Source organism: Pectobacterium sp. CHL-2024 (genome assembly GCF_044751765.1).
Classification (GTDB): domain Bacteria; phylum Pseudomonadota; class Gammaproteobacteria; order Enterobacterales; family Enterobacteriaceae; genus Pectobacterium; species Pectobacterium brasiliense.
Genome location: NZ_JBIXKO010000002.1, coordinates 1 through 26,262, shown reverse-complemented (window position 1 = coordinate 26,262; position 26,262 = coordinate 1). Strand labels below are relative to the sequence as shown.

Annotated in this window: 20 protein-coding genes and 4 pseudogenes; 17 read left to right on the top strand and 7 right to left on the bottom strand. The window is 54.3% G+C overall.

The genetic code is table 11. The features are described from left to right. Positions 1-15: 15 nt before the first annotated feature. From nirB to ACIPUG_RS05030, 4 genes are all read left to right on the top strand, one after another. Entirely contained in the window at positions 16-4,203 is a 4,188-nt protein-coding gene (gene nirB / locus ACIPUG_RS05045) for a nitrite reductase large subunit NirB (RefSeq protein WP_400337958.1), read from the top strand. Next, the gene (locus tag ACIPUG_RS05040) at positions 4,200-6,908 is read left to right on the top strand and encodes a molybdopterin-dependent oxidoreductase (protein ID WP_400337629.1); all 2,709 of its coding nucleotides are present in this window, start codon (positions 4,200-4,202) and stop codon (positions 6,906-6,908) included. Before nirB ends, ACIPUG_RS05040 begins: the two co-directional genes overlap by 4 nt. Positions 6,909-6,933: 25 nt before the next feature. Beyond that, on the top strand, positions 6,934-7,767 hold the full coding sequence (gene cobA, locus ACIPUG_RS05035; protein WP_039520305.1) for a uroporphyrinogen-III C-methyltransferase: 834 nt from the start codon (positions 6,934-6,936) through the stop codon (positions 7,765-7,767). A gap of 155 nt (positions 7,768-7,922) precedes the next feature. Then, entirely contained in the window at positions 7,923-8,867 is a 945-nt protein-coding gene (locus ACIPUG_RS05030; RefSeq protein ID WP_400337626.1) for an Rpn family recombination-promoting nuclease/putative transposase, read from the top strand. Between the two features lie 114 nt (positions 8,868-8,981). On the opposite strand, the gene ACIPUG_RS05025 is transcribed toward ACIPUG_RS05030, so the two are convergent. Both ACIPUG_RS05025 and ACIPUG_RS05020 read right to left on the bottom strand, forming a co-directional pair. Then, positions 8,982-9,446, bottom strand: coding sequence for a DUF1456 family protein (locus ACIPUG_RS05025; protein ID WP_014915992.1), 465 nt, complete (start codon positions 9,444-9,446; stop codon positions 8,982-8,984). Between the two features lie 84 nt (positions 9,447-9,530). Further along, positions 9,531-10,052, bottom strand: a complete 522-nt coding sequence (locus tag ACIPUG_RS05020; RefSeq protein ID WP_039520299.1) for an acireductone dioxygenase — start codon at positions 10,050-10,052, stop codon at positions 9,531-9,533. 290 nt (positions 10,053-10,342) lie between these two features. Here ACIPUG_RS05020 and ACIPUG_RS05015 point away from each other — a divergent pair, with 290 nt between their 5' ends. The 5 genes and pseudogenes from ACIPUG_RS05015 to ACIPUG_RS04995 all read left to right on the top strand — a co-directional run. After that, positions 10,343-11,272, top strand: coding sequence for a sugar ABC transporter substrate-binding protein (locus ACIPUG_RS05015; protein ID WP_039503686.1), 930 nt, complete (start codon positions 10,343-10,345; stop codon positions 11,270-11,272). Positions 11,273-11,276: 4 nt separating this feature from the next. Then, entirely contained in the window at positions 11,277-12,824 is a 1,548-nt protein-coding gene (locus ACIPUG_RS05010) for a sugar ABC transporter ATP-binding protein (protein WP_400337623.1), read from the top strand. Then, positions 12,821-13,813, top strand: coding sequence for an ABC transporter permease (locus ACIPUG_RS05005; RefSeq protein ID WP_205561133.1), 993 nt, complete (start codon positions 12,821-12,823; stop codon positions 13,811-13,813). Before ACIPUG_RS05010 ends, ACIPUG_RS05005 begins: the two co-directional genes overlap by 4 nt. Next, entirely contained in the window at positions 13,810-14,808 is a 999-nt protein-coding gene (locus ACIPUG_RS05000; RefSeq protein ID WP_205561134.1) for an ABC transporter permease, read from the top strand. Before ACIPUG_RS05005 ends, ACIPUG_RS05000 begins: the two co-directional genes overlap by 4 nt. A gap of 76 nt (positions 14,809-14,884) precedes the next feature. Beyond that, positions 14,885-15,808: pseudogene (locus ACIPUG_RS04995) on the top strand (carbohydrate kinase family protein); the annotation flags it as partial. 225 nt (positions 15,809-16,033) lie between these two features. On the opposite strand, the gene ACIPUG_RS04990 reads toward ACIPUG_RS04995, so the two are convergent. The 3 genes from ACIPUG_RS04990 to ACIPUG_RS04980 all read right to left on the bottom strand — a co-directional run bounded on the left by ACIPUG_RS04990 (position 16,034) and on the right by ACIPUG_RS04980 (position 19,081). Next, positions 16,034-17,062, bottom strand: coding sequence for a 2-hydroxyacid dehydrogenase (locus tag ACIPUG_RS04990; RefSeq protein ID WP_400337618.1), 1,029 nt, complete (start codon positions 17,060-17,062; stop codon positions 16,034-16,036). Continuing rightward, the gene (locus ACIPUG_RS04985) at positions 17,059-18,606 is read right to left on the bottom strand and encodes an FGGY-family carbohydrate kinase (RefSeq protein ID WP_400337615.1); all 1,548 of its coding nucleotides are present in this window, start codon (positions 18,604-18,606) and stop codon (positions 17,059-17,061) included. The genes ACIPUG_RS04990 and ACIPUG_RS04985 overlap by 4 nt, the downstream gene beginning before the upstream one ends. A gap of 169 nt (positions 18,607-18,775) precedes the next feature. Further along, on the bottom strand, positions 18,776-19,081 hold the full coding sequence (locus tag ACIPUG_RS04980) for a helix-turn-helix transcriptional regulator (protein ID WP_010278714.1): 306 nt from the start codon (positions 19,079-19,081) through the stop codon (positions 18,776-18,778). Positions 19,082-19,168: 87 nt separating this feature from the next. Here ACIPUG_RS04980 and ACIPUG_RS04975 point away from each other — a divergent pair, with 87 nt between their 5' ends. The 3 genes from ACIPUG_RS04975 to ACIPUG_RS04965 all read left to right on the top strand — a co-directional run bounded on the left by ACIPUG_RS04975 (position 19,169) and on the right by ACIPUG_RS04965 (position 21,599). After that, entirely contained in the window at positions 19,169-20,257 is a 1,089-nt protein-coding gene (locus ACIPUG_RS04975) for an NADH:flavin oxidoreductase/NADH oxidase (RefSeq protein ID WP_039464904.1), read from the top strand. A 237-nt stretch (positions 20,258-20,494) separates the two neighbouring features. Further along, the gene (locus ACIPUG_RS04970; RefSeq protein WP_039548859.1) at positions 20,495-21,064 is read left to right on the top strand and encodes a TetR/AcrR family transcriptional regulator; all 570 of its coding nucleotides are present in this window, start codon (positions 20,495-20,497) and stop codon (positions 21,062-21,064) included. A gap of 58 nt (positions 21,065-21,122) precedes the next feature. Beyond that, positions 21,123-21,599: a nuclear transport factor 2 family protein gene (locus ACIPUG_RS04965; protein WP_014915971.1), complete on the top strand. Its 477-nt coding sequence runs from the start codon at positions 21,123-21,125 to the stop codon at positions 21,597-21,599. A 123-nt stretch (positions 21,600-21,722) separates the two neighbouring features. Here the strand turns inward: ACIPUG_RS04965 and ACIPUG_RS04960 are convergent, their stop codons facing one another. Beyond that, positions 21,723-22,448, bottom strand: coding sequence for a type 1 glutamine amidotransferase (locus ACIPUG_RS04960; protein ID WP_039520273.1), 726 nt, complete (start codon positions 22,446-22,448; stop codon positions 21,723-21,725). Positions 22,449-22,564: 116 nt separating this feature from the next. Between ACIPUG_RS04960 and ACIPUG_RS04955 the strand changes: the two genes are divergently transcribed. Next, positions 22,565-23,332, top strand: coding sequence for an AraC family transcriptional regulator (locus tag ACIPUG_RS04955; protein ID WP_400337610.1), 768 nt, complete (start codon positions 22,565-22,567; stop codon positions 23,330-23,332). A 350-nt stretch (positions 23,333-23,682) separates the two neighbouring features. Here the strand turns inward: ACIPUG_RS04955 and ACIPUG_RS04950 are convergent. Next, a pseudogene (locus ACIPUG_RS04950) lies at positions 23,683-23,823 on the bottom strand (IS5/IS1182 family transposase); the annotation flags it as partial. Positions 23,824-23,965: 142 nt separating this feature from the next. Here ACIPUG_RS04950 and ACIPUG_RS04945 point away from each other — a divergent pair. The 4 genes and pseudogenes from ACIPUG_RS04945 to ACIPUG_RS04930 form a co-directional block, all read left to right on the top strand. Beyond that, positions 23,966-24,547, top strand: coding sequence for a DarT ssDNA thymidine ADP-ribosyltransferase family protein (locus ACIPUG_RS04945; protein ID WP_039526133.1), 582 nt, complete (start codon positions 23,966-23,968; stop codon positions 24,545-24,547). 4 nt (positions 24,548-24,551) lie between these two features. Then, positions 24,552-25,523, top strand: a complete 972-nt coding sequence (locus tag ACIPUG_RS04940) for a macro domain-containing protein (protein ID WP_080764426.1) — start codon at positions 24,552-24,554, stop codon at positions 25,521-25,523. A gap of 159 nt (positions 25,524-25,682) precedes the next feature. After that, positions 25,683-25,799: pseudogene (locus tag ACIPUG_RS04935) on the top strand (IS5/IS1182 family transposase); the annotation flags it as partial. A gap of 112 nt (positions 25,800-25,911) precedes the next feature. Then, positions 25,912-26,079, top strand: a pseudogene (locus tag ACIPUG_RS04930) (transposase); the annotation flags it as partial. Between the last annotated feature and the right edge of the window lie 183 nt (positions 26,080-26,262).

Below are 26,262 nucleotides of genomic sequence, written 5' to 3'. Positions count from 1 at the left end.
GAGGCCGGAACGATGATGAAACCGCATCTGATTGTGATTGGTAACGGGATGGCGAGTGCGCGATTCGTCGATGTGCTACGCCAACTGGCGGCAACGCGCTACCGCATTACCGTGATTGGTGATGAACCGCGCGCCAGCTATAACCGCATCCTGTTGTCGCCAGTATTGAGTGGCGAGAAAGCGTTTACGGATACGCTGCTGACGCCTGCGGCTATCGACGACGGTGCGGCGCTGCCGGTGAATTATCTCCTGGGTGAGCGGGTCACGCACATCGATCGCCAGCAGCGTGAGGTGACAACGACGCAACGGCAGCTGCACTACGATCATCTGGTGTTGGCGACCGGTTCCACGCCGTTTATGCCGCCGATGCCCGGTATCGATCTGGCAGGCGTGTGCGGCTTCCGCACGCTGGATGATGTCGAGCTGATGTTGGCGACGATTAGTCGGTCCGTTCCTGCGGTGGTGATTGGTGGCGGTTTGCTCGGCATTGAAGCCGCCGCGGCGCTGCAACTGCGCGGGGCTGACGTCACCTTGCTGCATCGCGTTCCGGTTCTGATGGAGCGTCAGTTGGACGCCACGGCGAGTGACCTGCTGTGCGACAGCCTGCGTGCTCGCGGTATTGCCTGTGAGACGGATGTGCAGGTAGTTGCGCTGCATGGCGATGAAAAAGGCGTCACGGCTGTTGCGTTGGCAGATGGCCGTACGATTCCGGCTGGGCTGGTGGTGGTGACCGCGGGGGTGATTCCCGCGAGCCAACTGGCGCGCGACTGCGGCTTACCCTGTAACCGCGGCGTGCTGGTGGACGGACAGTTGCAAACTGCCGACCCGTATATCAGCGCAATCGGCGAATGTTGTGAACTCAATGGCGAAACCTTCGGGCTGGTTGCCCCGTGTTTCACCCATGCCGCGCTGGTGGCACAGCGCCTTGCCGGGCACACACCGAAAGACTATCAGCGTGAACAGGCGGCAACGCGGCTGAAAGTCACAGGAATTGGCGTGGTCAGCGGCGGCGATATTAACGTGGCACCCGATGATGAGGTGTACACCCTTTTTGATCCGCAGACGCAGCACTACCGCCGTCTGCTACTGCGCGACGGGCGGCTGAGCGGTGTCCTGCTGTATGGCGACACCGACGACAGCCAGCGCCTGCTGGCCGCGATGGAGAGCACGACAGCGGGCGAGATGATTCCGCCAGCCTCGCTGCTTTTCGGCCTTTCTTCCCCTGATTCTGACCCACAGCCTGAAGCTGTAAGGATTCCTGTCATGAGCAAACCTATTTTGGTGGTCGTCGGCCACGGTATGGTCGGCCACTATTTTCTTGAACAGATGGTTGAACGCGACCTGCATCAGCACTACCACATTGTCGTATTTGGTGAAGAACGTCATGAAGCTTATGACCGCGTTCACCTTTCCGAGTATTTTTCCGGCCGCAGCGCCGCCTCTTTGTCGCTGGTAAAAGACGGCTTTTTTGCCGAGAGCGGCATTGAGCTGCGCAGCGCCAGTGAGATAGTGGCTATCGACCGTGAACGTCAATGCGTGTGCGACGCGCAGGGCAGGGAAACCGCCTACGACAAGCTGGTGCTGGCGACCGGCTCTTATGCCTTTGTTCCGCCGATTCCCGGCAATACGCGCCCCGGCTGTCTGGTTTATCGCACGCTGGACGATCTGGACGCGATTGCCGCGCAGGCGAAAAAGGCCAAGTCTGGCGTGGTGATTGGCGGTGGCCTGCTGGGGCTGGAAGCGGCAAACGCCCTGCGTCAGTTGGGGCTGGACACCCATGTGGTGGAGTTTGCGCCGCGTCTGATGGCTGTGCAGCTGGATGACGGCGGGGCTGCGATGCTGCGGCGCAAAATTGAAGCGCTGGGCGTACAGATTCATCTCAGTAAAGAAACGCGCGAGATCACAGACGGCGAGCAGGCGTTGCATCGCCTCTGCTTTGCTGACGGCAGCGTATTGGAAACCGACTTAGTGTTATTTTCCGCCGGGATTCGCCCGCGTGACAAGCTGGCAGATAGCTGCGATTTAGAGAAAGGGCCGCGCGGTGGCATCGTGATTGACGACCGCTGCCAGACCTCCGATGACGCAATTTTTGCTATCGGCGAGTGTGCGCTGTGGAAAGGCCAAATTTTCGGATTGGTGGCACCGGGCTACCAAATGGCACGCAGCGTGGCGGATACGCTGGCGCAGCGCGATACGCCATTTACCGGTGCGGACATGAGCACCAAGTTGAAGCTGTTGGGCGTTGAAGTCGCCTCGATTGGCGATGCACATGGGCGCACGGCGGGGAGCCAAAGTTACCAGTGGACGGACGGCCCGAACGAGGTCTACAAGAAAATTGTCGTCTCTGCCGACGGCAAGCGTTTACTGGGGGCGGTACTGATCGGCGACAGCAGCGATTACAGCACGCTGCTGCAAATGATGCTCAACGATATGCCGTTGCCTAAACAACCGGAAGGATTGATTTTGCCTGCGCGCTCTGGCGATGCGCCGAAAGGATTGGGGGTGGCGGCATTACCGGCTAGCGCACAGATTTGCTCCTGTCATAACGTCAGCAAAAGCGATATCTCGGCGGCGGTGGCAGGCGGCTGCGGCGAACTAGGCGCGTTGAAAACCTGCACCAAAGCGGGAACGGGTTGCGGCGGCTGTGTACCGCTGCTGAAACAGGTGATGGAGTATGAACTGACGCAACTGGGCGTCGAAGTGAAAAAGGACATTTGTGAGCACTTCGCCTATTCGCGTCAGGAGCTGTACCACCTGATTCGTGTGCATGAGATCCGCTCGTTCGACAGCCTCCTTGAGCGTTACGGCCACGGTTTAGGCTGCGAAGTGTGTAAGCCGCTGGTGGGGTCGATGCTGGCGTCCTGCTGGAATGACTATCTGCTGCAACCGCAGCACCTGCCGCTGCAGGATACCAACGATCGTTTCTTTGCCAACATCCAAAAAGACGGTACGTATTCTGTCGTGCCGCGCGTGCCGGCGGGGGAGATCACGCCGGAGGGGTTGATCGCGATCGGTCAGGTGGCGCAGCGCTATAACCTGTACACCAAGATCACCGGCGGTCAGCGCGTGGATTTATTCGGTGCGCGCCTGGAGCAGCTTCCAGAGATCTGGCGTGAGCTGATCGAGGCCGGATTTGAAACCGGCCATGCCTACGGTAAATCGCTGCGTACCGTGAAATCCTGCGTGGGATCGACCTGGTGCCGCTATGGCGTGCAGGATTCCACCGGGCTGGCGATCCAACTGGAGCACCGTTACAAGGGGCTGCGTTCGCCGCATAAAGTCAAAATGGCGGTGTCTGGCTGTACTCGCGAATGTGCGGAGGCGCAAAGCAAAGATATCGGTGTGATTGCCACGGATAAAGGCTGGAATCTGTATGTGTGCGGCAACGGCGGCATGAAACCGCGCCATGCCGATCTCTTCGCCAGCGATCTGGATACGGAAACTCTGCTGCGCACCATCGATCGGGTTTTGATGTTCTATATCCGCACCGGCGATCGCCTCCAGCGTACCAGCACCTGGATGGATAATCTGGAAGGCGGTATCGACTATCTGCGTCAGGTGATTCTGGAAGACAGCCTGAATATCGGTGAAGAGTTAGATAAAGAGATGCAGCGTGTGGTAGATGCCTACCAGTGCGAATGGCAAACCACGCTGGAAAGCCCGGAACGTCTGGCGCTATTCCGCGGCTTCCTGAACAGCGATAGCCCGGATGAAGCGGTGGTGATGGTGCCGGAGCGCGGACAGATCCGTCCGGCGCAGGATCATGAAAAAGCGGTCTCGCCAGAACCGGTTGCTCTGAAGCCCGCCGCGCATGAGGCGGAGTGGGTACAGGTGGCGACGCTGGGCGATATTCCGCGCCATGCCGGTATGGCGGCGCGCCTCGGACAGCAGCAGATCGCGCTGTTCCACCTGCCGGGTAGTGAGCAGCAGGTGTACGCGTTGGAAAACCACGAGCCGGGCAGTGGAGCGAATGTGCTGTCGCGTGGGTTGATCGGTGACGTGGCGGGTGAACCGGTGGTGATTTCACCGCTGTACAAGAAACGCTTCAAGCTGCGGGATGGTGTGAGCCCGGATGACAGCGCGCTGTACGTACGTGCCTGGCCGGTACGCGTGGAAGACGACGAGATTTGGGTATGCCGTCAACCGTTAGCCGTGCCTGAAGGCGTCGTGCTGGCAGACACTGCCATGGCGAAAGCATCATGAACGCGCGCGTCTGTCGGACAACCTGCCCCTATTGTGGCGTCGGCTGTGGCGTGCTGGCAGAACACGATGGGCAAGGTGCGGTAAAGATCAGCGGGGATCCTGCCCATCCGGCGAATTTGGGTCGGCTGTGCGTCAAAGGCTCCGCGCTGGGAGAGACGCTGGATTTGAAAGGCCGGTTATTGTGGCCGCTCGTGGAAGGGCGTCGCGTTAGCTGGGATCAGGCGCTCGATACGGTGGCTGAACGGCTGCTGGCGACGATGCAGCAGCACGGCCCGCAGTCGGTGGCGTTTTATGGTTCAGGTCAGCTGTTGACGGAAGATTACTACGTCGCCAACAAGCTGATGAAGGGCTTTATTGGCGTCGCCAATATGGATACCAATTCGCGGCTGTGCATGGCGTCTGCGGTGATCGGTTACAAGCGCGGGCTGGGAGCAGACGCTGTTCCCTGCAACTATGAAGATATCGAACTGGCGGATGTGGTGGTGCTGGTCGGCTCTAACACGGCCTGGGCGCACCCGGTGGTGTATCAGCGGCTGGTGCAGGCGAAACAGCAGCGGCCACAGATGCAGGTGGTGGTGATCGATCCTCGACGTACCGCAACCTGTGACATTGCCGATCTGCATTTACCGCTGCAACCCGGTAGCGATGCCGGGCTGTTCAACGGCCTGCTGCAGTGGATTGCACAAGATCCACGCATCGATCGCGCCGAATTGGCCGAGCGTTTTTCCGGTGTAGAAGAGACATTACAGTCGGCGCAGACGTGGTCGGTGGCGCAGGTGGCGGAGTTCTGTCAGTTAGATGAAGCCGATATCGAGTGTTTCTACCACCTGTTCAGCACCAGCGATAAGGTGGTCACGCTCTATTCGCAGGGCGTTAATCAATCGTCCTCGGGCAGTGATAAATGTAACGCGATCATCAATGCTCACCTGCTGAGCGGAAAAATCGGCGTGTCGGGTTCCGGCCCCTTTTCGATAACCGGACAGCCAAATGCGATGGGTGGGCGGGAAGTTGGCGGGCTGGCCAATCAGCTTGCCAGCCATATGGGCTTTACGCCGCAGGATATCGAGCGCGTGGGGCGCTTCTGGCAGAGCGATAATGTGGCGACGCAGCCCGGTCTGAATGCGGTGGAACTGTTTCGCGCGGTTGAGCGCGGCGATATTAAAGCGGTGTGGATTATGGGCACCAATCCGGTTGTGTCGATGCCGGATGCTGACCGGGTGAAACAGGCGCTGGAACGCTGCCCGCTGGTGATCGTCTCCGAAGTGATGCGCCACACCGATACCGCAGAAACCGCTGATATCTTACTGCCTGCGTTGGGCTGGGGAGAAAAAGACGGCACGGTAACCAATTCCGAACGTCGGGTGTCTCGTCAGCGAGCCTTTCTGCCTGCGCCGGGGGAAGCCAAAGCCGACTGGTGGATGTTGAGTCAGGTGGCGCAGCGTATGGGGTTTGCCGAGGCGTTTGCCTATCAGCATCCGGCGGAGATCTTTCGTGAACATGCGGCGCTGTCTGGATTTGAGAATAACGGTAGCCGCGCGTTTGATATCAGCGGACTGGCGACGCTCAGCAATGAGCTGTGGCAGCAGCTGGAGCCGATACAGTGGCCGGTGAATGCGACATACCCACACGGGCGCGCCCGACTGGGTGACGATGGCCGATTCTGGCATGCCGATGGCAAAGCGCGTCTGGTGGCGGTCACGCCGTCGCTGCCGCAAAGCCCGTGGAGCGCGGCGTATCCGCTGGTACTGAACACCGGGCGTATTCGCGATCAGTGGCACACCATGACGCGTACGGGCAAAGCGGCTCGGCTGATGCGTCATATCAGCGAACCTTACTGCGAGCTGCATCCACAGGATGCGCAGACGCATGACATTCAGGCGGGCGATTTGGTGCGTCTGTCGTCGGTGCACGGCTGGATGCTGGCGCGGGCGCGACTCGACGCCGGACAGGTGCGCGGTAGCGTGTTTGTGCCGATGCATTGGAATCAGCAGTTCAGCGCTCAGGCGCGGGCTGACAGTTTAGTGGCGCCGATTACCGATCCGTATTCCGGCCAGCCGGAAAGTAAGCACAGCCGAGTGCGTATCCAACCCTGGCATACCGCCTGGCAGGCAACGCTGTTTTTTGCTGACGAGCCACCTACCGCGCCATTAACGTTGCCCGCAGAGCATGACGTTCTGCCGCCGCCCGCCACCTACTGGAGCAAAGTGCCTCATGAGGGCGTGACGCAGTACCTGTTTGCTGACCGCGTGCCGGTAGACGATTGGCAGGCATGGCTGACCGAGCATTATGGGTTGGAAAACATGCAGTGTCAGGTTGCACAGGGTAACGGCGTATTTCACCTGATTGGCTGGCGTGATGGGCGTGTGGTACTGGCCTGCTATGTCAGTGCACAGGCGCTGCGTATCGACAGCGATGCGGTGTGTCAGGCGTTTGTCACTCCACCGCAGCTCCCGCACGAGCGCCACGCGTTACTGGCGGGTCGGGCACCGCAGGGACAGGTGACGCAAGGGGCCACGATTTGCAGTTGCTATAGCGTCGGTGAAGCGATCATCGTCGGCGCGATTCGTAAAGGCTGTCACAGCGTAGCAGCGTTAGGGGGCTCGCTGAAATGTGGGACCAACTGCGGTTCCTGTATCCCCGAACTGAAAGCGTTATTGAGCCAGCATGTGCCGATAACGGTCAATGAATTGAAAAAAGCAGGTTGAGCGCCACGGAGTAATGAGGTGTGACATGATGACAACACAATCAATATTGGCGCAGGGCCAACGGCGTCAGCCTGTACTCGGCGGTGAAATCTGGCTGGTAGGTGCAGGGCCGGGCGATGCGGAACTGCTGACGCTGAAGGCGCTGCGGGCAATCCAGCAGGCGGATGTGGTGGTCTACGATCGGCTGGTGTCGGCGGAGATTATGGATTTGGTGCCGGAGCAGGCGCTGTGCATCGACGTCGGGAAAACGCGCGGCTGTCACCGTCTGTCTCAGGAAAAAATCAATCAGCTGTTGGTCGAACTGGCGCAGGCTGGGCAGCGGGTGATTCGTCTGAAAGGCGGTGACCCGTTTATTTTTGGTCGCGGTGGTGAAGAGATGGATTATGCCCAACAGGCTGGAATTGTCTGCCACGTCGTGCCCGGTATTACCGCCGCGACAGGCTGTGCGGCAGCAGTGGGGCTACCGCTGACGCACCGGGCTTGTGCGCAGTCGGTGCGCTTCGTGACCGGTCATTCGCGCGATGGCGAGCCGCAATTGGACTGGCCGACGCTGGCGGACAGCCAGCAAACGCTGGTGTTCTATATGGGGCTGAGCCACAGCAGTCGGCTGTGTCAGCGCTTGATCGAGCACGGGCTGTCCGCGCAGACGCCCGTCGCGATTATCGAACGCGGTACCCAGCCGGATCAGCGGTTATTAACTGCAACGCTGGCGACTTTACCAGCACTGCTGGCGCGCTATCAGCCACAGTCGCCCAGCCTGCTGGTGGTCGGCGATGTCGTCCGCTTCTGCCGTCATCCGGCGCTGCACGTCGACGCGGCTCCTGCACGCTTGATGATGGAAAAGCATGAAGCCGCCTGACGGCAACGGCTCTCTGCTCACAGCCAGCGCCTCGACATAAACCGGTTTTTCTTCGAGGCGCTTTCCACTTTCTACGCGGTTTTCTGCTTTATTGTCGTGTCCCCGTTACCCTCCCTACTGAATTTTCAGTCATGGTCTACAGGGAAGGGGACGAGATGCCATCGCATGATGCGATCTTCAAACAGTTTTTAAGCGATATCGCGGTCGCACGGGATTTTCTGATGATTCATCTGCCGGATGAAATCCGCAAACGCTGTGATTTCAGCACGCTGCAATTGGAATCCGCGTCGTTTATTGATGAAAAGCTGCGCGCGCGGATATCGGACGTGCTGTACTCACTGCATACCACCGCAGGCAAGGGGTATATTTACTGTGTGATTGAACACCAAAGTCGGCCGGAAAAGCAGATGGCTTTCCGGCTGCTACGCTATTGTCTGGCTGCTATGCAGCAACATCTGGATCAGGGACACGATCGCTTACCGTTGGTGGTGCCGCTGTTGTTTTACCATGGCAGAGTGCGTCCTTATCCTTACAGCCTCCGCTGGTTGGACAGCTTCGCCGATCCCTTACTGGCACAAGCGCTGTATGAACAGCCTTTCCCACTGGTGGATTTAACTGCTATTTCGGATGATGAGATTCGCACGCATCGACGTATGGCGTTACTGGAACTGGTACAGAAGCATATTCGTACCCGTGATATGCTAGAGCTGGCGCGTGAGATTGGGTTACTATTTGAACGCTGGTCGGTGCCGCTGACGCAGCGTCGTGCGCTGTTATTTTATATTGCACAAGCGGGAAACACATCCAAACCCGCAGATTTCATTGACGCACTGGCGGCACCGCTATCAACCGGTCAGGAGGACATTATGACGATTGCAGAACAATTGAAAAAAATGGGATTCGAGGAAGGAATCCAACGCGGTATTCAGCAAGGATTGGAACAGGGCATTGAACAAGGGATGAAAAGCAGTGCCAGACAAATTGCCCGTAATTTATTGCTAACGGGAATGGATAAGAACAGCGTGCAGCAGGTCACTCAGCTTGAGGAAGAAGAGCTGGAGCAGCTGGTCACCGCTATCCTGCATGACACACAGCATTGATACTGTATTAAACAATACCGTATTAAAAGAGACCGTACTAAAAACCGAGCGCTGCTGATGCCTTTATAAGAAAAGGTCAGTCAGGCAACGCTCACTCTTTCGTTAACGGCGCTTTTAGCCTTTGCGTACTCGCGCCGTCAGCCCTTTCAGGAAGTAGCGGATCACCTGATCGCCGCAGGTGCGATAGTTTTTATGATCGGGCGCGCGCATCATCGCGGTGACTTCCGGTACTGAAATGCGGAAATTCTGTTCCAGCAGGATCGCCTGAATATCATCCGTTTTTAATGAAAACGCGACACGCAGCTTTTTCAGAATAATATTGTTGGTCATCTTGCGCTCAAACTGCGGCGCAGGCTGGTTTTCATCTTGTCCACGTTTTTGCAGAATCAGCCCGTTCAGGAAATAACTCATCACGATGTCTGGGCAAGGTTGATAACCTTCTTCCCCTTCCTTTTTGACGTAGCTCGCCAACTGCTGGGGAGGGACGGTCATCTCCACCAGCGCCAGGATCTTCAGCAGGTGGTCATTATTCAAATTCAGCATATAGCGCACGCTGCGCAGGACATCGTTATTCATCATTACGGAAGGGGTCTCGCCGTTCGTCTTGGTACAAAACGCACAGTATAAAGGGAACGGCGGAGAAATGCAGAAACGATCGTGGAATTAGTGAAACGTCTCCCGTCCGGTAAAGTGCCCAACCCAGCCTTCTGGATTGGTAAAAATGCGGATCGCGACAAAATCAGGGAATTCGCCACAGTCAAACCAGTGCGGCGTGTTGGCGGGAACGCGTAAGAGATCGCCTGCCTCACAGGTAAGCTGGAAAACCTGCTCGCCAATCGGCACAAAAAAGCTTCCGCTGCCACGTACGAAGAAGCGCACTTCATCTTCACTATGGGTATGTTCCTGAAGAAATTTTTCCCGTAGCGCCAGTCTCTCAGCATGATCCGGCGTCAGGCTGATCACGTCGGCAGAGGTGTAGCCCTCCTGCTGTTTGAGACGTTCAATGTCGGCATGGTACTGAGCCAAAATGGTTTCGTTGCTGGCGTCTAACGGTGGTGCATCGGTCTGCCAGTGCTCTAGCTGGATCCCGGCGCTGGCGAGCAGGGAAGCGATGTCAGTAAACGTGGTGAGCTGCTGGACGGGTTGCGTGATCTGTGGACGGTGGTAAATCGATAGCATTGTCATGTCTGCTTTTCCCTTGGGTATAGAAGAACCTTAACCATTCCCTTTATAGGGACAAAAAACAAGATGCATTTTTTATAACTTATTCCTGTAAATTCAATAAGTAAAAATCGCTACATCTGTTTATCAATGCTATTTCTATTTAATCACTAGCCATTATCATTTTTGTTATTTCGATTTAACTTTTCCCGTTGCTAATCTCTTTCCCTGCTAATAATTTTATAAAAATCGGGATAAAAATGATAAAGACTCGCTTTTCTCGTCTCGCTGCGTGCGTGCTGGCTACAGGGGTAATGACCTCGGTTCAGGCAGCGGATGAGACACTGTCATTGAAGGGAAAAACCATTGGCGTTGCCGTAGTGGGAACACAGCACTTTTGGGACCGTGAGGCCTACAAAGGGGCGACCGAAGAAATTGAGAAACTTGGTGGGCAGGTTGTGGGCGTGGATGGGGGGCGTGATAATCAGGTTCATGCCAATAATCACGATATCCTGCTGGCGCGCAAGGTTGATGCCGTGATCAGTATTCTCGGCGACAGCGCGGTAGAGCCGAAGTTTAAAGCGCTGCGTGAGGCAAAGATTCCGGTTTTTACCGTCGATCATGTTTCATCGTATTCCATCAATAACACGACGTCAGATAACTACGCGATCGGCTCGACGATCGGGCGCTATACGGCGGATGCGCTGGGCGGAAAAGGAAACATCGCGGTTTTCAACGCTTTCTCCAACGCGCTGCGCATCTGCGGTATTCGCTATGACTTGTGGAAATACGTTCTGCAAGATTATCCGGGGATCAAAATCATTCAGCCTGAGCTGGCCGAACAATATTCCAACTCGCCGGAAGATGCGCGTAAGAAAACCCTTGAGCTGCTGAGCCAGTACCCGAAAGGCACGTTGGATGCAATCCACGTTGCCTGCTGGGATCAGCCAGCCATCGGCGTGGTGCAGGCATTGGAAGAAACCGGGCGCGATAAGGACGTGAAGGTCACGGCGATTGATGCCGGGCCAGAAACGCTGGAAATTATGGCGGAGAAAGGCAGTCCGTTTGTTGCCAACGTAGCGCAGCAGCCGCGTCTGATTGGCACCACATCGGCGAAAAACGTCGCGCGTTATTTCGCGGGTGCCACGCTGCTGCCGCAGACGTTTGTACCCGTCTTGCCCGTCAAAGGGGAGGCGGAAGCCAAGACGGTCTATAAACAGCTTGGCTATGGCGAACTGAAATAAGGCTATGGTTGGATATCACTCAGCCCCGCTGCCGTCCGGCGGCGGTCTGGCAATGACGCACATCAGCAAGCAGTTCGCGGGAGTTCCTGCGCTGGACAACGTCTCGCTAACGGTTCGGCCGGGAGAAATTCTCGGCCTGATCGGGGAAAACGGCGCGGGGAAATCGACCTTAATCAAGGTGCTGGCTGGCGTTTATGCCGCAGACGGCGGCGAGATCGCTGTCGATGGGCAGCGGTTGAGCGCTGTGACGCCCGCGGTGATCCACGCGCACGGCATTCGTTTTATCCATCAGGAACTGCATCTGATTCCCCATTTTACCGTGGCGGAGTCGGTGTTTCTCGGTCAGGAACGAGTGAACCGCTGGCGAGGCGTCGATCGTCGGGCGATGCGGCGTGAAACGGAACAGTTTTTTCAGCACACATTCAATTTATCGATAGACGCCAGTCGCCTCATCCGGGAGTTAAGTCTGGCGGAACGCAAACTGGTGCAGGTCGCACGAGCGCTGATCGACGGCAAGGCGCGGCTGGTGGTGTTTGATGAACTGACGGCACCGCTGGAAGCACGGGAAGCTACGCAGCTACTGCATACGCTCCAGACGCTGAAACAGCGCGGTATTGCGATTATCTATGTCTCCCACTATCTCAATGAAATTGCGGATATTTGCGATCGCGTCACCGTGTTACGTAATGGTAAGGGGGTGACGACACTGGACGATCCTGAGACGAAGGATATCGATGGAATGATTCGTCTGATGGTGGGGCGAGAGATTGCCAGCCTGTTTGACGGGAAACGCAAGACAGAGAAAAGTGGTACGCCGCTGCTACAGGTTGAACAGCTCACGGATCGACAGCATTTTCAGCCAATTCGTTTTCAGGTGGCGGCGGGAGAAATTGTTGGCATTGCGGGGCTGTTAGGTTCGGGACGTGAGGCGCTGATTGATGCGATCTATGGCATCACGCCCGCCCGTGAAGGACATATTACGATCGAGGGTCAGACGCTGCGCCCGCGTTCTCCGGTGCAGGCCATCGCGCAGCGTATGGCGCTGGTGCCGCGCGATCGTCGTCACGATGGGCTGATTTTACCGCTATCCGTGGCGGACAATATCAATCTGGCTTCCTTGCCCGCTGTCGCCTGGCGCGGTTGGCTGCGGCGTAAGCAAGCTGTAGCACAGGCGAACCATCTGGCGCAGACGCTGGATATCCGGCCGCGCGATGTCAGCGTGCCCGTGCGCAATTTAAGCGGCGGTAATCAGCAGAAGGTGATACTGGCGCGCTGGCTAAAGACCGATACCCGGCTGCTTATTCTTGATGAACCGACGCTGGGGGTTGATATTGGCGCGAAAGCAGAAATCTATCAGCTTACCCGGCAGCTCGCGGCAGAAGGGCGGGCCGTTATCGTTTCTTCCAGCGATGATGGTGAACTTCTGGGGCTGTGCGATCGCATTCTGGTGATGTGGCGCGGTGAACTCATCGCTGATGTGCCGACGGAACAGCTCTCGCTGGATAGCCTGCTGGCGTTGACCAGCAGCGGTCGCATGCAGGAGGCAGTATGACTCGTGCCTTACAATCCCTCCGAGCGACGCCGCGTTTAGCCGGTTTTTTCAATCACATTCCCTTAGTATTGTTTGCGGCGCTGCTGCTGTTCCTCTGCCTGAGCGCCCCTTATTTTCTCAGCTGGCAAAATATCACCATTATTTTACGCCAGAGTGCGCCGCTAGCGATCCTGTGCTTCGGGCTGGTCTGCGTTATTACGGGCGGCGGTGATGATGTTGTCTCCGGCGGTATCGATCTCTCGCTGCCTGCGATTGCGGTACTTGCCGTGGCGATAATCAGCGATGGTTTGACGAACGCAGGGTTCAGCTATCCATGGTTGATTGCATTGGTTGTGGGGGCTGCGCTACTGGCGGGTATGGTGAATGCCGCGCTGGTGGTGGCGATTCGGCTACCGCCGCTATTGGCGACATTAGCCTGTTCCGTGGCGGTTATCGGGCTCACCAATTTGCTGACTCAGCAGCGACGCATCAGCGTGAGCGATCCGGTGATTGTGGCGTTTCGTGATAGCAGCCTGCTCGGGTTGCCGTTGGCGGTCTGGTTCATGCTGCTGGTCTTCCTCTTGTTTCAATTTCTCGTTCACCATAGCCGCTGGGGCCAGCATTTGCAGGCCGCGGGCGGAAACCGCGAAGCGGCGCAACTGTCGGGCATTTCCCACACGCCGCTGATTATCGGCTCGTATCTGTTAGGGGCGTTGGCGGCGGCGCTGGCCTCGCTGACGCTGGTGGCGCAAGGATCGGGCAGTTCTCCCGGCACGGCAGAGCCGCTGTTGCTGGAGATGGTATTGGCGACGTTTCTCGGTGCGGCGTTTTCACGCCGTCGGGTGGTCACCATCTGGGGGGCATTGCTGGGTACGCTACTGGTTAACGCCCTCTCGAACGGTCTGGCGCTGCTGCGAGTTGATATCTTCTGGGTCGGCGCGATTAAGGGCGTACTGATTCTGGTGGTGCTCGCCGCCGCCTCGCTACGCAGGCAAAGGAGTCATGCGTGAAACCTTCTTCTTTGGCGGTGCAGCCTACGCTGCCGGGCGGCAGACCGGGGCTGTCGTTCTTTATTCGTTATGGTTTTCTGGTCATTCTGCTGGCTTTTCTGGTGTTTTTCTCGCTGCAAAACCCAATATTTTTGACGTTAGGTAACTGGGGGAATCTGCTGCAGGGCAGTGCGGTGCTGCTGATTGTGGCGCTGGCAATGACGCTGGTGGTGACAGCAGGCGGAATCGATCTGTCCGTGGGCGTTGCGCTGGATTTTGGTGCCGCCTTCGCGCTGGTGGCACTCAAAGTCTATGGCCTGCCGTGGCAGGCAGCGGTGTTGGCGGCATTAGCGGGAGGTGCACTGATTGGTTTGCTTAACGCGGTGCTGATTATTCACTGCCGCATTAAGCCGTTTTTGGCGACGCTCGGGACGTGGTTTATCGGTAGCAGCATCGAGAGAATCTACACCGAGGGCGGCGGACCAATTGCCTATCGCCGGATGGCACCGCAGTACCATGATTTGGCCGTTGGCGATCTGTGGGGTATTCCGGTGCCGATCGTGATTGTGGCGGTGCTGTGGCTTGCCTATTACCTGTTTTTTGAACGGACGATTGCCGGTAAACGTATTCATGCGATGGGCTTGAATGCGCCAGCGGCGCTGATTGCCGGCGTTAACGTGCGGCGCACGATGTTCTGGCTGCTGATTGTCACGTCGGTGACATGCGCTATCGGCGGCGTGGTGTTATCCGCCAATCTGCGTCAGTTTACGCCGCTGGCCGGACAGGCTTACCTGATGGACGCGATTGCCGCGGTGTTCATCGGCACCGCGTTCCACGCGCAGGGGCGACCCAACGTGGCGGGCACGCTAATTGGCGTGCTGTTTCTCGGTATGATCGCCAACGGTTTGAACCTGATGGGGCTGAATTTCATCGTCAAAGATGCGCTGAGCGGCGTGATTTTAGTGCTGGCGCTGGCGCTATCTTTCCTGCAAGGGCGACTGCGTCAGCGGCAATAATGAATCGGCCACGAATAAAAAAACAGAATGTGAAGAAGCGGAATTTGAAGAAGCAGAATGTGAAGAAGGAGCGAGCGTGAGCCAATTTGATGCGGTTTTTGTTGGATTAACCATTCTGGATGTTGCCGGTCGGCCGGTGACCGGCTTGCCTGAAGGCGGTGGTGTACACTTTATCGACGAAATTCGCCTTAATCCCGCCGGTACAGCCAGCGGTGCGGCAATGAATGCCGCCAAACTCGGCATCCGCACCGCGACGGCAGCTTGCCTCGGTGAGGATGAGAAAGCCGATTTTATTCTGGCGGCCTATCGCAAGCTGGGCATTGATTGCTCGCTGGTGCAGCGAACGACAGCGGCATCGACCTCCGCGACCATTCTGACCATTCGGCCAGACGGCGAGCGTCCTGCGCTGCACTATCGCGGGGCGTCAGATCACCTGTTCATTGATGAGCAGGACTTTGACGCCGTATGCAATGCGCGCTTTTTACACCACGGCGGCACGGGATTGTTGGCGAAAATGGATCAGGGACAGAGCGCGCGTCTGCTTCGACATGCTAAAGCGAAAGGGCTGACGACCAGCTTCGATCTGATTGCGCCAAATGCGGAGACGCTGTCGCTGCTGACACCGCTGCTGCAGGATGTCGACTACTTTATGCCGTCGCTGGACGAGGCCGCGTTTATCTCCGGCCTGACTAAACCAGCGGAGATTGCGGCTTTCTTTCTCGATCGCGGCGTCGGCACCTGCATTTTCAAGGCCGGTGCGGGCGGGTCTTACGTGTTCGGTCAGGATGTCACGCTGCGCATTCCTGCCTATCGCGTGGCGGTATCGGACACGACCGGTTGCGGCGACAGCTACTGCGGTGGCTTTATTGCCGGCCTGGCAAAAGGCTGGGATCTGGAGCAGGCCTGCCAGCTCGGTTCGGCAGTTTCAGGGCTGGTTGCCACCGGTCTGGGATCCGATGCGGGCGTGATTGACTGGGAACAGACGCTGAAGTTTATGGCAGAAGCGCCTACCTATTATACTCGTCATACTTCAAGCTGCATGTGCGTTGGCTGCGTTCAGTCACCCGAATCACTTACTTGAGTAAGCTCATCGGGACTCCTTCTCTTGCCGCATTACGAGGCGCATAAATGAGCCTCGCCCTGTGGGCCAACGCTTTGCGTTGTTCAAAACGCTAACGTTTTGTCCTGCAACTCGAATTATTTAGAGTAAAGATCAGTGCCGCGCCTATTTCCATTCGTAAAGCAGCGGTTCGCCGCGAATAAATCGCTGCAGATCGGCGGCGATCATCGCGGTGTGTTTCGCCAGCGTTTCCCGCGTCGCGCCTGCAATGTGCGGCGTGAGTACCACGTTATCAAATTCGGTAATGAACGGGTGATGACGCCAGAGCGGCTCGCTGTCGTAAACGTCAAGTGCGGCACCCGCCAGCCACTTTTCGCGTAGCGCCGCGATCAGATCGGCTTCGACAATAACGGCAGCGCGCGAGGTGTTGATCAGATAGGCTGTAGGACGCATGGTTCTGAGTCTGTCGAGGTTGACCAGCCCTTTGGTCTGCGGCGTGCTGTTCAGATGCAGGCTGACGAAATCGGACTGCGAAAACAGCGCGTCCAGCGTGGTTTTTCGAATGCCCGGTTCGTCGATCTCTTCGGCGGCGACATACGGATCCGCAATCAGCAATTGCATACCGAAGGCACGCGCCAGTTTCCCGACCCGATGACCAATGCTGCCATAGCCGATGATGCCGAGCGTCTTATTACGCAGTTCACCGCCTTTAAAAACCTCATACGGGCTGTGTTTGTCTACGTCCCACACCACATCCTGTCGTAGCCCGTCCTGCGTTTGTAACGCGGTGTCGGTTTCACGCGTGAATTCGCCGCGCTTCAGGGCGCTATGGGCCTGAGGGATGTGGCGGGTGGCATTCAGCATCAGCGCCAGCGTTAATTCTGCGGCGGCATCGGCATTGCGTCCGGGCGTGTAAAGCACCGGAATACCCCGGCGGCGTGCGGCCTCGATATCGATGTTGACCGGGTTGGCGCGGGTACAGGCGATAAGCCGCAGGTGCGGGCACGCCTCAATGACGCGGGCGGTAATATCGTCATAGCTGGTGACGATGACGTCGGCGTTCTCCGCCAGTCGAATCAGCGCCGCTTCGCTCAGTTTGGGCTGGCCGATGGCCCAGCCGTCCACAACCAGTTCTCCTAACGCCTGAAAGGCATCAAGGCTGCCGCCGTATTCGGCGGTAAATACGATCTTCATGAGGCAAGACTTTCCTGTGAGCTAGGAGCCATGTGCGAACGCGCCGCGTTGTGATTGTCGAGTGCATTAAGCGCCAGAGCCCGTGCCTGCCAGAGCGGCTGTAGCTGGTCGCGCAGTTGGCGAAAAACCGGAAACAGTGTCTGATACTGCCGATGGGCGTCGGCATCAGGGAGAAACGTTGACGCCTGTGCGTTGACGGCGGGAACGATGTTGGCACTTTCTCCGATGGACAAGGCGGCAAGGCGCGCGGCACCGCATGCGCTCAGCTCTTTGACCGAACTGGCGATCACCCGCCGTCCGGTGCAGTCCGCGATGATTTGCAGCCAAATCGCTGAGGCGGCCCCGCCACCGGCGATGTAGAGATCGCCGCGGGCAGGGTAGCCGCTGAGCGAATCGGTAATCGCGTAGGCGAGCCCCTCAAAGACCGCACGCAGCAAATGCGCGTTAGTGGTGGACTGCTCGATACCAAAAAATCCCGCTCGTGCCGAGGTGCTGTAAAACGGTGCGCGCTCGCCATTGAGGTAAGGCTGATAGAAGACGCCGCCGCTGCCAGGCGGCACGCGGGCAATACGTGCGTTGATGGTCTGAAAATCGGCATCGTCAGCCAGCGTGCTCAATGCCCAGTCAATATTCGGCGTACCGGACTGCATCGCGAACAGATTGAGATAATGGCCCGGCCAGGCGTGTGCGACAAACCGGGTTTGCAGGCTCACCTGCGTTAAACCACGGCACACAATGCCAGTGCAGCAGGTGGTGCCGAGAATGGTGAAAATGTCGCCGTCGTGAATAGCGCCTATACCCAGCGCGGCGGCAGACACATCTAGTGCGCCTGCACAGACGGGGATGCCTGCTGGCAGACCCGTTTGTGCGGCGACGGTATCGCTGAGCGTGCCGGCGATATCATCGGGATAAAGCAGCGGCGGAAAAAGCGGCCTAATCGCCTGTAAGTCAAGCTTATCCAGCACGGTTTTTGACAGCGTCTCGCTATGCAGATCCAGCAGCGACGTACCGGCATCCGTCAGTTCCAGATTCGCCTGTCCCGTCAGTCGAAAGCGAACCCAGTCTTTGGCAAAAAAGAAGTAATCGGCATCGTTCAGCGCATCTGGCTGATGTTGTGTCAGCCAGCGTAACTGCTGCGCGCTGTTACAAGGGAGCAGGGGAGAACCGGTTTCGGGAAAGAGCGTCGCTTCCAGATTCGGGCGCTGTTTAAGCCGATGAACCTGTTCCGCTGTTCGGGTATCGCTCCAGAGAATGGCCTGTCGTACCGGTTGCCCGTGGCGATCGCTTAGCCAGACGCCTTCACCCTGTCCGGCTAGCCCGATGGCGCGTACGCAACCCTGCTGTAGCTGTGGCGAGGTAGCCAGCGTTTTCAGCGTAGACAGCACGGCGTCCCACACCTGAGACATCTCTTGCTCGGCGTAGCCGGGCTGCGGCGAGTAGGTCACGGTGTTGGCTGACGCAATCAACACTTCGTTGAAATCGGCATCGAATAGCACCGATTTGACCTTTGAGGTCCCGATATCTATGCCAATGTAGTAATCCATGCGGTTCTGACCCTGCCTCGTAAAACCCGTATCAGCATCAGAGTAATGGAAAAATGGTGGCCGCTATATTCATAGAAATGCAAAGCAAAGCAGCAATGTTGGAATAGCGGGAAAGGGGCAATGAACGGGCGTGTGCAATGGCGGAAAGACCGCCATTAATGCTAAAAATTTACTCGGCGGATTGGGCCAGAATAGCGTCGAGCAGGCCGGGGAAACGCTGTTGCATATCACTGCGGCGCAGTCGGTTGATGTGCGTAGTGCCGATGTTGGTGGTATGCAGCAGGCCCGAGTCGCGCAACACGCGAAAATGGTGGGATACGCTGGATTTTGGCCGACCGCCGTCAAGCTCGCTACACGTTGCTTCTTCTTGTACGGATAAACAACGCACAATCGATAAGCGTACCGGATCGCTCAAGGCATACAGGACGCGCTCAAGGGTAAATTCTTCGGGGGTAGGGTGCTTAAAAGGTCTCATGAGCGAATTATAGCGTCAGGGTTGTCTAAAATCTATTATTCGAATAATATCGAAATATCGAAGTAACCAGACAAGGCAGAAAATATTATGTCCGCACTGTTTCAACCCTTCAAACTGAAAGATATTACGTTACGCAACCGTATTGCCGTTCCACCGATGTGTACCTATTCCGCGAATGATGGCCTGATCAATGACTGGCATCAGGTGCATTACGCTTCTCTGGCGCGCGGTGGTGCCGGGTTGGTTATCGTAGAAGCAACAGCGGTTTCCCCCGAGGGCCGCATTTCTCCGCACTGTACCGGAATCTGGAATGATGAGCAGGCGCAGGCGTTTGCCAAGGTTGCCAAATCCATTAAAGATGCAGGCTCCGTGCCGGGTATTCAGATTGCACACGCCGGACGTAAAGCCAGCGCCAATATCCCCTGGGAAGGCGACGACCATATTCCAGAAGGGGATGCACGCGGCTGGCAGACTATTGCGCCTTCCGCAGAAGCTTTCGGTGCGAATTTGCCCAAGCAGCCACAGGAAATGACGCTGGAAGATATCGCCCGCGTGCGCGACGACTTTGTTGCTGCCGCTCGTCGTGCTTTGGACGCTGGGTTTGAATGGCTGGAGCTGCACTTTGCTCACGGCTATCTGGCACAGAGTTTCTTCTCCGTTCACTCCAACAAACGCAACGATCAGTACGGTGGTAGCTTCGACAACCGTAGCCGTTTTCTGCTCGAAACGCTGGCTGCCGTTCGCGATGTGTGGCCACAGCATCTGCCGCTGACCGCCCGTTTCGGCGTGATTGAATTTGATGGTCGCGATGAGGAAACGTTGCAGGAATCGATTGAGCTTACGCGTCGCTTCAAAGCTGCTGGGTTGGATATGCTGAGTGTTAGCATTGGTTTCTCTACGCCGACGGCGAACATTCCGTGGGCACCTGCCTTTATGGGACCGATTGCGCAGCAGGTACGCGAGCAGGCCGATCTTCCTGTCTCTTCTGCCTGGGGCTTCGGCACGCCGGAGCTGGCCGAGCAGGCTGTGGCATCGGGTCAGTTGGATCTGGTGATGGTAGGAAAAGCGCATTTGGCGAACCCGCACTGGAGCTATCAGGCTGCACGCGAACTGGGCATCGATCGCGCCTCGTGGACGCTGCCAACGCCTTACGCCCACTGGCTGGAACGTTATTAATTACGACTCACGATTGCAGGCGGCCTTTGCCGCCTGTAGCAACGCCATGTCTCCTTTCGCTTAACCGGCTTCATCCTTCTTTATTTGCCCAACGTTGTGCCAGAAACGAACGTGCTTATGTCGCGGTCTATTGATGTAGGGAATGAGCTCTTCCACACGGACTGCACTCTTCGTTTTTTGAAAAATGTTTTCAGGCTAACGCTTGACTAGGTAGAACGATCGTTCTACCATTTATTCATGAACAAAAAACTAAACGACACCCGAGAAAAAATCCTGGCGACCGCTGAGCAACTTATCTATCAGAACGGTATTCATGCCACCGGCATGGACCTTCTGGTCAAGACCTCTGGCGTAGCAAGGAAAAGTATTTATCGCTATTTCGCGACCAAGGATGACGTGGCCGCCGCCGCGTTGAATGCACGTGATGAACGCTGGATGCACTGGTTCAGAACGGAATGTGATAAAGGCAATACCCCTCAGGAGCGCATCCTGAATATGTTCACTGTACTCAAAGGCTGGTTTGAGTCAGAGGGCTTTCGTGGTTGTGCCTTTATTAACACGGCTGGAGAAGTCGGAGACCCTGCCGATCCCGTTCGCCAAATCGCAAAGCAGCATAAACAAAAATTGCTGGATTACACGCTGGAACTCACCGGGCAATTAAACATCGAGCAACCGTCAGCCCTGGCCAGACAGCTGCTGATTCTGATGGAGGGCGCTATCACCATGTCACACGTGATGGGTGATTACAGCGCCGCCGATAGCGCAAGAGAAGTGGCGCAACTGTTGTTGAAACAGGCCTCTCACTAAGGCCTGAGTTTCAAAAAATCCCGTTCTACTGATATATCCAAATGTTGGAGGCTCTACCATGTCCGATAAACAGATTCGTCCGCCACTTCCTCCTTTCACTCGCGAAACGGCGATTGAGAAGGTGAGACTCGCTGAAGATGGCTGGAACAGCCGGGATGCCGAAAAGGTATCGCTGGCCTACACGCTGGACACCAAATGGCGTAATCGCGCCGAGTTTGCAACCAATCGTGAAGAAGCCAAAGGTTTCCTCACGCGGAAGTGGAAAAAAGAACTTGAGTATCGTCTGATTAAAGAGTTGTGGGCGTTTACTGACAATCGCATCGCCGTGCGGTACGCCTATGAATGGCATGATGACTCGGGTAACTGGTTCCGCTCTTATGGCAACGAAAACTGGGAATTTGAAGCAGATGGCCTGATGCACCGCCGCTTCGCCTGTATCAACGACATGCCGATTAAAGAGAGTGAACGCAAGTTCCACTGGCCATTGGGGCGTCGTCCGGATGATCATCCCGGTCTGTCGGAGCTGGGCCTGTAACGTTCTACATTTTCTTCCGCTAAGCCCCCCGATGACTGTCTCAGCCGGGGGCTTTTTCTCAACTTAAAAATGACGGCATCTATTTATCGCACTAATGATGTCATTTGGATGAGGTTATTTTCGCTACGCTTTTGACCTACAGTAGCATGATTCCAGTTTGTCGAGGAACGTGAATAAAACCCTGTTCATTTCACTGTAATCATGAGCCCGCAGTTCTTCTGGGGTGTTGATGAAACGATATTTTGCGGCCTGACTTAAATCCTTATCTGAGTGTGCAATTAATAATTCGACGACATCCAGCGTGAGTTCCATGTGGCATTGAAACCCGTAAACCAATTCGGAATAAGCAATTATCTGGCGTGGGCATCCTTCGCTGTAGGCGATGATTTTAGCCTCAGGCGTCAGGCCAGGCATGTCGTTATGCCAGTGACCTACGTTGAGCCGACTTCCGAAGTGAGAGAACAGCTCGCTTTGGGTGCCAGTATCCGTCAGAAAAATGGGGAACACGCCTATCTCTTTTTCCGGGCTGTGAGCAAACGGAGCCCCCAGCGCTTCGCCAATCAGTTGAGAGCCCAGACAGACACCAATGATGGCTTTACCGAAACTCACTGCAGAGGCAATCAGCGCTTGCTCAGCTTTTGAATCGAAATGGGCGCATTGATCTACGGTGAAGGCAGGATCCTGTGGACCGCCCATCACGATCAACAAATCGATGTCCCGGGCATCTTGCGGCAGTTTCTCGCCCGCATAAACACGGGAAAACGTTATTTCATGACCGCGACTCATGGCCCAGGTTTCATAAGCGCCGGGCGCTTCGAAACTTTCATGCACAATAAAATGTACTCGCATTGGCGTATGCTCCTGTAATGCTTGTTACAACCTTAATTCAGTACGCGTTACCCTGCCAAAATGATCAGCCGGGCAGTGTTAGCTGAACCATGGTAAACAAAGGGGATCAATCTGAGATGTCAGTTTGCATAGATAAAGCGCCAAGACACGATGAGGCGACGGGGTGGTCAGGGACTGCCATATCTTATCAACGTGGAGAGGTCGATCCCCCGCATTACCATCTTGAAGGGCAACTCTTGTTTGCCACTAAAGGGGTTATGCTTGTTGAAACGGCAGACAGGCGATGGGTTATCCCTCCTCAGCGTGCGCTGTGGATCCCACCGTTGATGACTCACTCTTACAGCATTCTGTCCCATACAGAATTACGTGCTATCTATGTCAGTCGCAGCCTTATTGCGGAGTGCACAAATTTTACGAAGAACAGTCAGGTTCATGTCATTAACGCGACAGTGCTGTTGAAGGCGTTAATCGCGGGTCTGTTTACTGATGAATACAACGCTGCGGCTAAGCGAAAAATGGCGCTCTTATTACTGGAAATTCTTAGTGAAGCGCCGTCCGTAACTGCGGAACTCCCTATGCCGCGTGATGAACGTTTATTTCGTGCCGCAAGAGAACTGATGCTCAGCCATCGGTGGGAGGCGACCTTAATGGACATGGCTGATATTGCGAATATGTCGGAACGTACTTTTTCCCGCCGTTTTTTACATGACACAGGTTTCAGCTTCAGAATGTGGAAGCAGAGAGCCAGAATATATGCATCGTTAGACCTTCTATCTAATGGTGTATCCGTTAAACAGATCGCCTACCAGCTCGGCTTTTCCTGTCCTGCCGCGTTTTCTGCTGCATTTCGTTCAGTGATAGGAACAACCCCAAGCGAGTTCTAATCTGGCTTTGACGGTTTCGACTTAATAAATTTACTCGCTGGGGACGCAAGTTTTCGCTCTTGCTCATAGGAGACCTGCTCTCTTTTTGGCATGGCAGCTAAGTGCCAGGAGCGGACGTTGCTCATACCCATCAATGCAATGAAAATCCGTACTCATGGGGAAGACCAGAATGTCCCTGCGTTTTTCAAAGAAAGCAGCTAAGAGCGCGTATCACCCCAAAATCTCTGCAAGTGTGACCTTATGAACTGAGCATATCTAAATCTTGCTCTCCAGATACTCGTTTCCAATGGACTTAGGCTTTGTTGATGAAATCAGATTTTGAGCGAACATCTCTGTAGCTGGTTGTGTTTTCAGGCAATACATACTCTTTCAGGCATACCTGCCTTTTTCATTTTGTTCAGCGCATGCACCATGGCCATTGCCTCCCCAAACTAGCTATCGTAATCACTCAGCGTCAGTAAACCACTGAGCAGTTGTTTTACCTTGTATATCAATAATGCCAAATAACACACCAAAAAAACGATAGAAATTACACCGACAGGAAGCAGACAATGAGAATAATCTTAAATATCTTGACTGCCAGTGAGGTTTGGTTTTATAAATGGATTTACGAATTTAAAAGGATAAGTTGAAATGAGCGAAAGGAAAAAAATCGAAGAGCAGGTTCTTCTCTATCATTTAACATGTATGGATAATCTGCCTAATATTTTAGACACAGGATTAAGATCTCGTGCGTCATTAAAAGGCGAGTTTGTTGATGTGGCCGACGGTGAAATAATAACAGGTCGCGAATCTTTAAATTTGCAAACAATGGTTCCTTTTCATTTCTTTACTAAAAATCCATTTGATGGAAGAGTCCTGAGAGATAATAAAGAAAAATCATTTTGCATTATTTCGGTTAGACGAACATTTGCCAATGAAAATGGTTGGAAAGTTATTCCTAAACATCCATTATCCTCCAGTTCTGTTGTAAGCCTTTTAGATTATGACCAAGGAATTGCCCAAATTAACTGGGAGCTTATGAATACAAGGGATTATAAAAATGCAGAATGCAAATCTGTATGTATGGCTGAGTGTTTATCAAGTGTAACGGTCGAGCCGAAAAATTTTTGCTGCATCTATGTCAAAAATGACGACGAAAAAAAATATGTTGAAGGCTTGATAAAAAAACAAGGGTTAAGTATATTTGTAACAGTCAACTCTTATATGTTCTAATTCTATGATTAAGTATGCAAGCGGAAATCTTCTAACTTCTACATCGCAGGCTCTTGTGAATGCTGTAAACTGCCAAGGAGTCATGGGAAAGGGTATTGCTTTGGCTTTCAAAGAAAGTTTTCCCAATAATTTTGAAGTTTATAAAAGAGCTTGTGGCACTGGTACAATGAAAATTGGACAGGTTTTACTTGTTGAGGAAAAGGGAAAGATAATCGTAAACTTTCCCACTAAGGATAGTTGGAGAAAAAAATCAACATATGATTTTATCTCGCAAGGTCTTGAATCTTTAGCAAAACTCATAGTCGAAAAAAAAATCACATCAATATCAATACCACCTTTAGGATGTGGTAATGGGGGCCTCGATTGGAATAAAGTTGAGGCTCTTATTTTAAAAACTTTTCAAAATTTAGATGATATTGAGGTGGTGATTTACCCGCCTGCAACTAATAATCAACTTTCAAAAAATAAAAAAATTATTAATGCTAAACATCTTTTGGTTCACTACGCCTATGGAAAATTAAAAGTTAAGCAAAAATTCTCCCTTTATACAGTTTTTTATATTTGCGAATGTATTGAGAAAGCAAATCTTTTCTTATTCGATTTTAAACATGGCCGGCCATATTCTTCTGAGTTAGAAAGTGTTATGAAGGATATAGCAAGCCTTAAAGTCGAGTTGCAGGGCGATTTTGATTCTTTTATTGAGGATTATATTAATACTCATCAATCCAAAGAGTTACAAATCGAGTTTGGTAAGCTAATCTCAACTTTAAATCCAAGTATCAATTTTCTCAATGATCTTAAAAATAAGATTGATTATACAGATAGCGTACATGTGATCACGAGAATTGCCAAAGAAAAAGATCATGGCTTGCATATTGATGATTTCAAAGAACATAAAAACATTGTGCAACATTTAATTAAAAATGGATTGGTAATCGAAGATATCTTTAACGAACTAAAAATAAAGGGAAGTTAGTAGTGCTATTTTATATTTTTTTGCTAAAATTGCGCAGTACTCCCTCTCACGCATTATAGATGCGACGTAAATCCCGTCAAGGGAGTGTTGTTTAATAAATCGAACTTTTTCTGCATTGAAGGATCAGATCACGCATTCCCTGACAACGCAGGCACTTTCTTGGCTAAGCAGAGATTCAGAGTAACCAACTGGCACTCTTACAACAATTCTCTTATCAATTGCGGCTCCATGACTTTCTGGCTGGACGACGAAGCAATTAAGGCGTGGTATGAGTCGGTGCGGTTTGTATAAGTGGTATCATGCTGAATAACTGGAATTGACCTGCTCCCCGTTCATTAATACACCGCGATGTTAATAATGTCTTCTTCAATAACGTGAGGACATTCCCATGAAGAAGCATTTTTCCGACGAACAGATCATCAGCATCCTTCGCGAGGCCGAAGCCGGGGTTTCTGCCCAGGAACTCTGCCACAAACACACTATTTCGGACGCTACTTTCTACACTTGGCGCAAGAAGTTTGGCGGCATGGAAGTATCCGAAGTGAAGCGGCCCAAGCTATAAGTATCCCAGAAAATCGCGCCAGTAACATTTGAAGCCCCCCTTGTAATCTAATTAAGTCAACTTCCGCTCCTCGCCCAAAGCAGACCTGACAGCCCCTCGGTCTGGCCACTTCGCGCTGTGAGTTCAATGGGTCGATGCAACGCTATCCTTAATCAAGGGGGACGTTGCCATGAAACG

Bases quoted from the DNA above. Each gene is read 5' to 3' on its own strand.
- ACIPUG_RS05025 (WP_014915992.1), bottom strand. From the start codon at position 9,446: ATGATGAATAACGATGTCCTGCGCAGCGTGCGCTATATGCTGAATTTG.
- ACIPUG_RS05005 (WP_205561133.1), top strand. From the start codon at position 12,821: ATGACTCGTGCCTTACAATCCCTCCGAGCGACGCCGCGTTTAGCCGGT.
- ACIPUG_RS04965 (WP_014915971.1), top strand. From the start codon at position 21,123: ATGTCCGATAAACAGATTCGTCCGCCACTTCCTCCTTTCACTCGCGAA.
- ACIPUG_RS04960 (WP_039520273.1), bottom strand. From the start codon at position 22,448: ATGCGAGTACATTTTATTGTGCATGAAAGTTTCGAAGCGCCCGGCGCT.
- ACIPUG_RS05040 (WP_400337629.1), top strand. From the start codon at position 4,200: ATGAACGCGCGCGTCTGTCGGACAACCTGCCCCTATTGTGGCGTCGGC.
- ACIPUG_RS05020 (WP_039520299.1), bottom strand. From the start codon at position 10,052: ATGACAATGCTATCGATTTACCACCGTCCACAGATCACGCAACCCGTC.
- nirB (WP_400337958.1), top strand. From the start codon at position 16: ATGAAACCGCATCTGATTGTGATTGGTAACGGGATGGCGAGTGCGCGA.
- ACIPUG_RS04985 (WP_400337615.1), bottom strand. From the start codon at position 18,606: ATGGATTACTACATTGGCATAGATATCGGGACCTCAAAGGTCAAATCG.
- ACIPUG_RS04955 (WP_400337610.1), top strand. From the start codon at position 22,565: ATGTCAGTTTGCATAGATAAAGCGCCAAGACACGATGAGGCGACGGGG.
- ACIPUG_RS04940 (WP_080764426.1), top strand. From the start codon at position 24,552: ATGATTAAGTATGCAAGCGGAAATCTTCTAACTTCTACATCGCAGGCT.
- cobA (WP_039520305.1), top strand. From the start codon at position 6,934: ATGATGACAACACAATCAATATTGGCGCAGGGCCAACGGCGTCAGCCT.
- ACIPUG_RS05015 (WP_039503686.1), top strand. From the start codon at position 10,343: ATGACCTCGGTTCAGGCAGCGGATGAGACACTGTCATTGAAGGGAAAA.
- ACIPUG_RS04945 (WP_039526133.1), top strand. From the start codon at position 23,966: ATGAGCGAAAGGAAAAAAATCGAAGAGCAGGTTCTTCTCTATCATTTA.
- ACIPUG_RS04975 (WP_039464904.1), top strand. From the start codon at position 19,169: ATGTCCGCACTGTTTCAACCCTTCAAACTGAAAGATATTACGTTACGC.
- ACIPUG_RS05030 (WP_400337626.1), top strand. From the start codon at position 7,923: ATGCCATCGCATGATGCGATCTTCAAACAGTTTTTAAGCGATATCGCG.
- ACIPUG_RS04970 (WP_039548859.1), top strand. From the start codon at position 20,495: ATGAACAAAAAACTAAACGACACCCGAGAAAAAATCCTGGCGACCGCT.
- ACIPUG_RS05010 (WP_400337623.1), top strand. From the start codon at position 11,277: ATGGTTGGATATCACTCAGCCCCGCTGCCGTCCGGCGGCGGTCTGGCA.
- ACIPUG_RS04980 (WP_010278714.1), bottom strand. From the start codon at position 19,081: ATGAGACCTTTTAAGCACCCTACCCCCGAAGAATTTACCCTTGAGCGC.
- ACIPUG_RS04990 (WP_400337618.1), bottom strand. From the start codon at position 17,062: ATGAAGATCGTATTTACCGCCGAATACGGCGGCAGCCTTGATGCCTTT.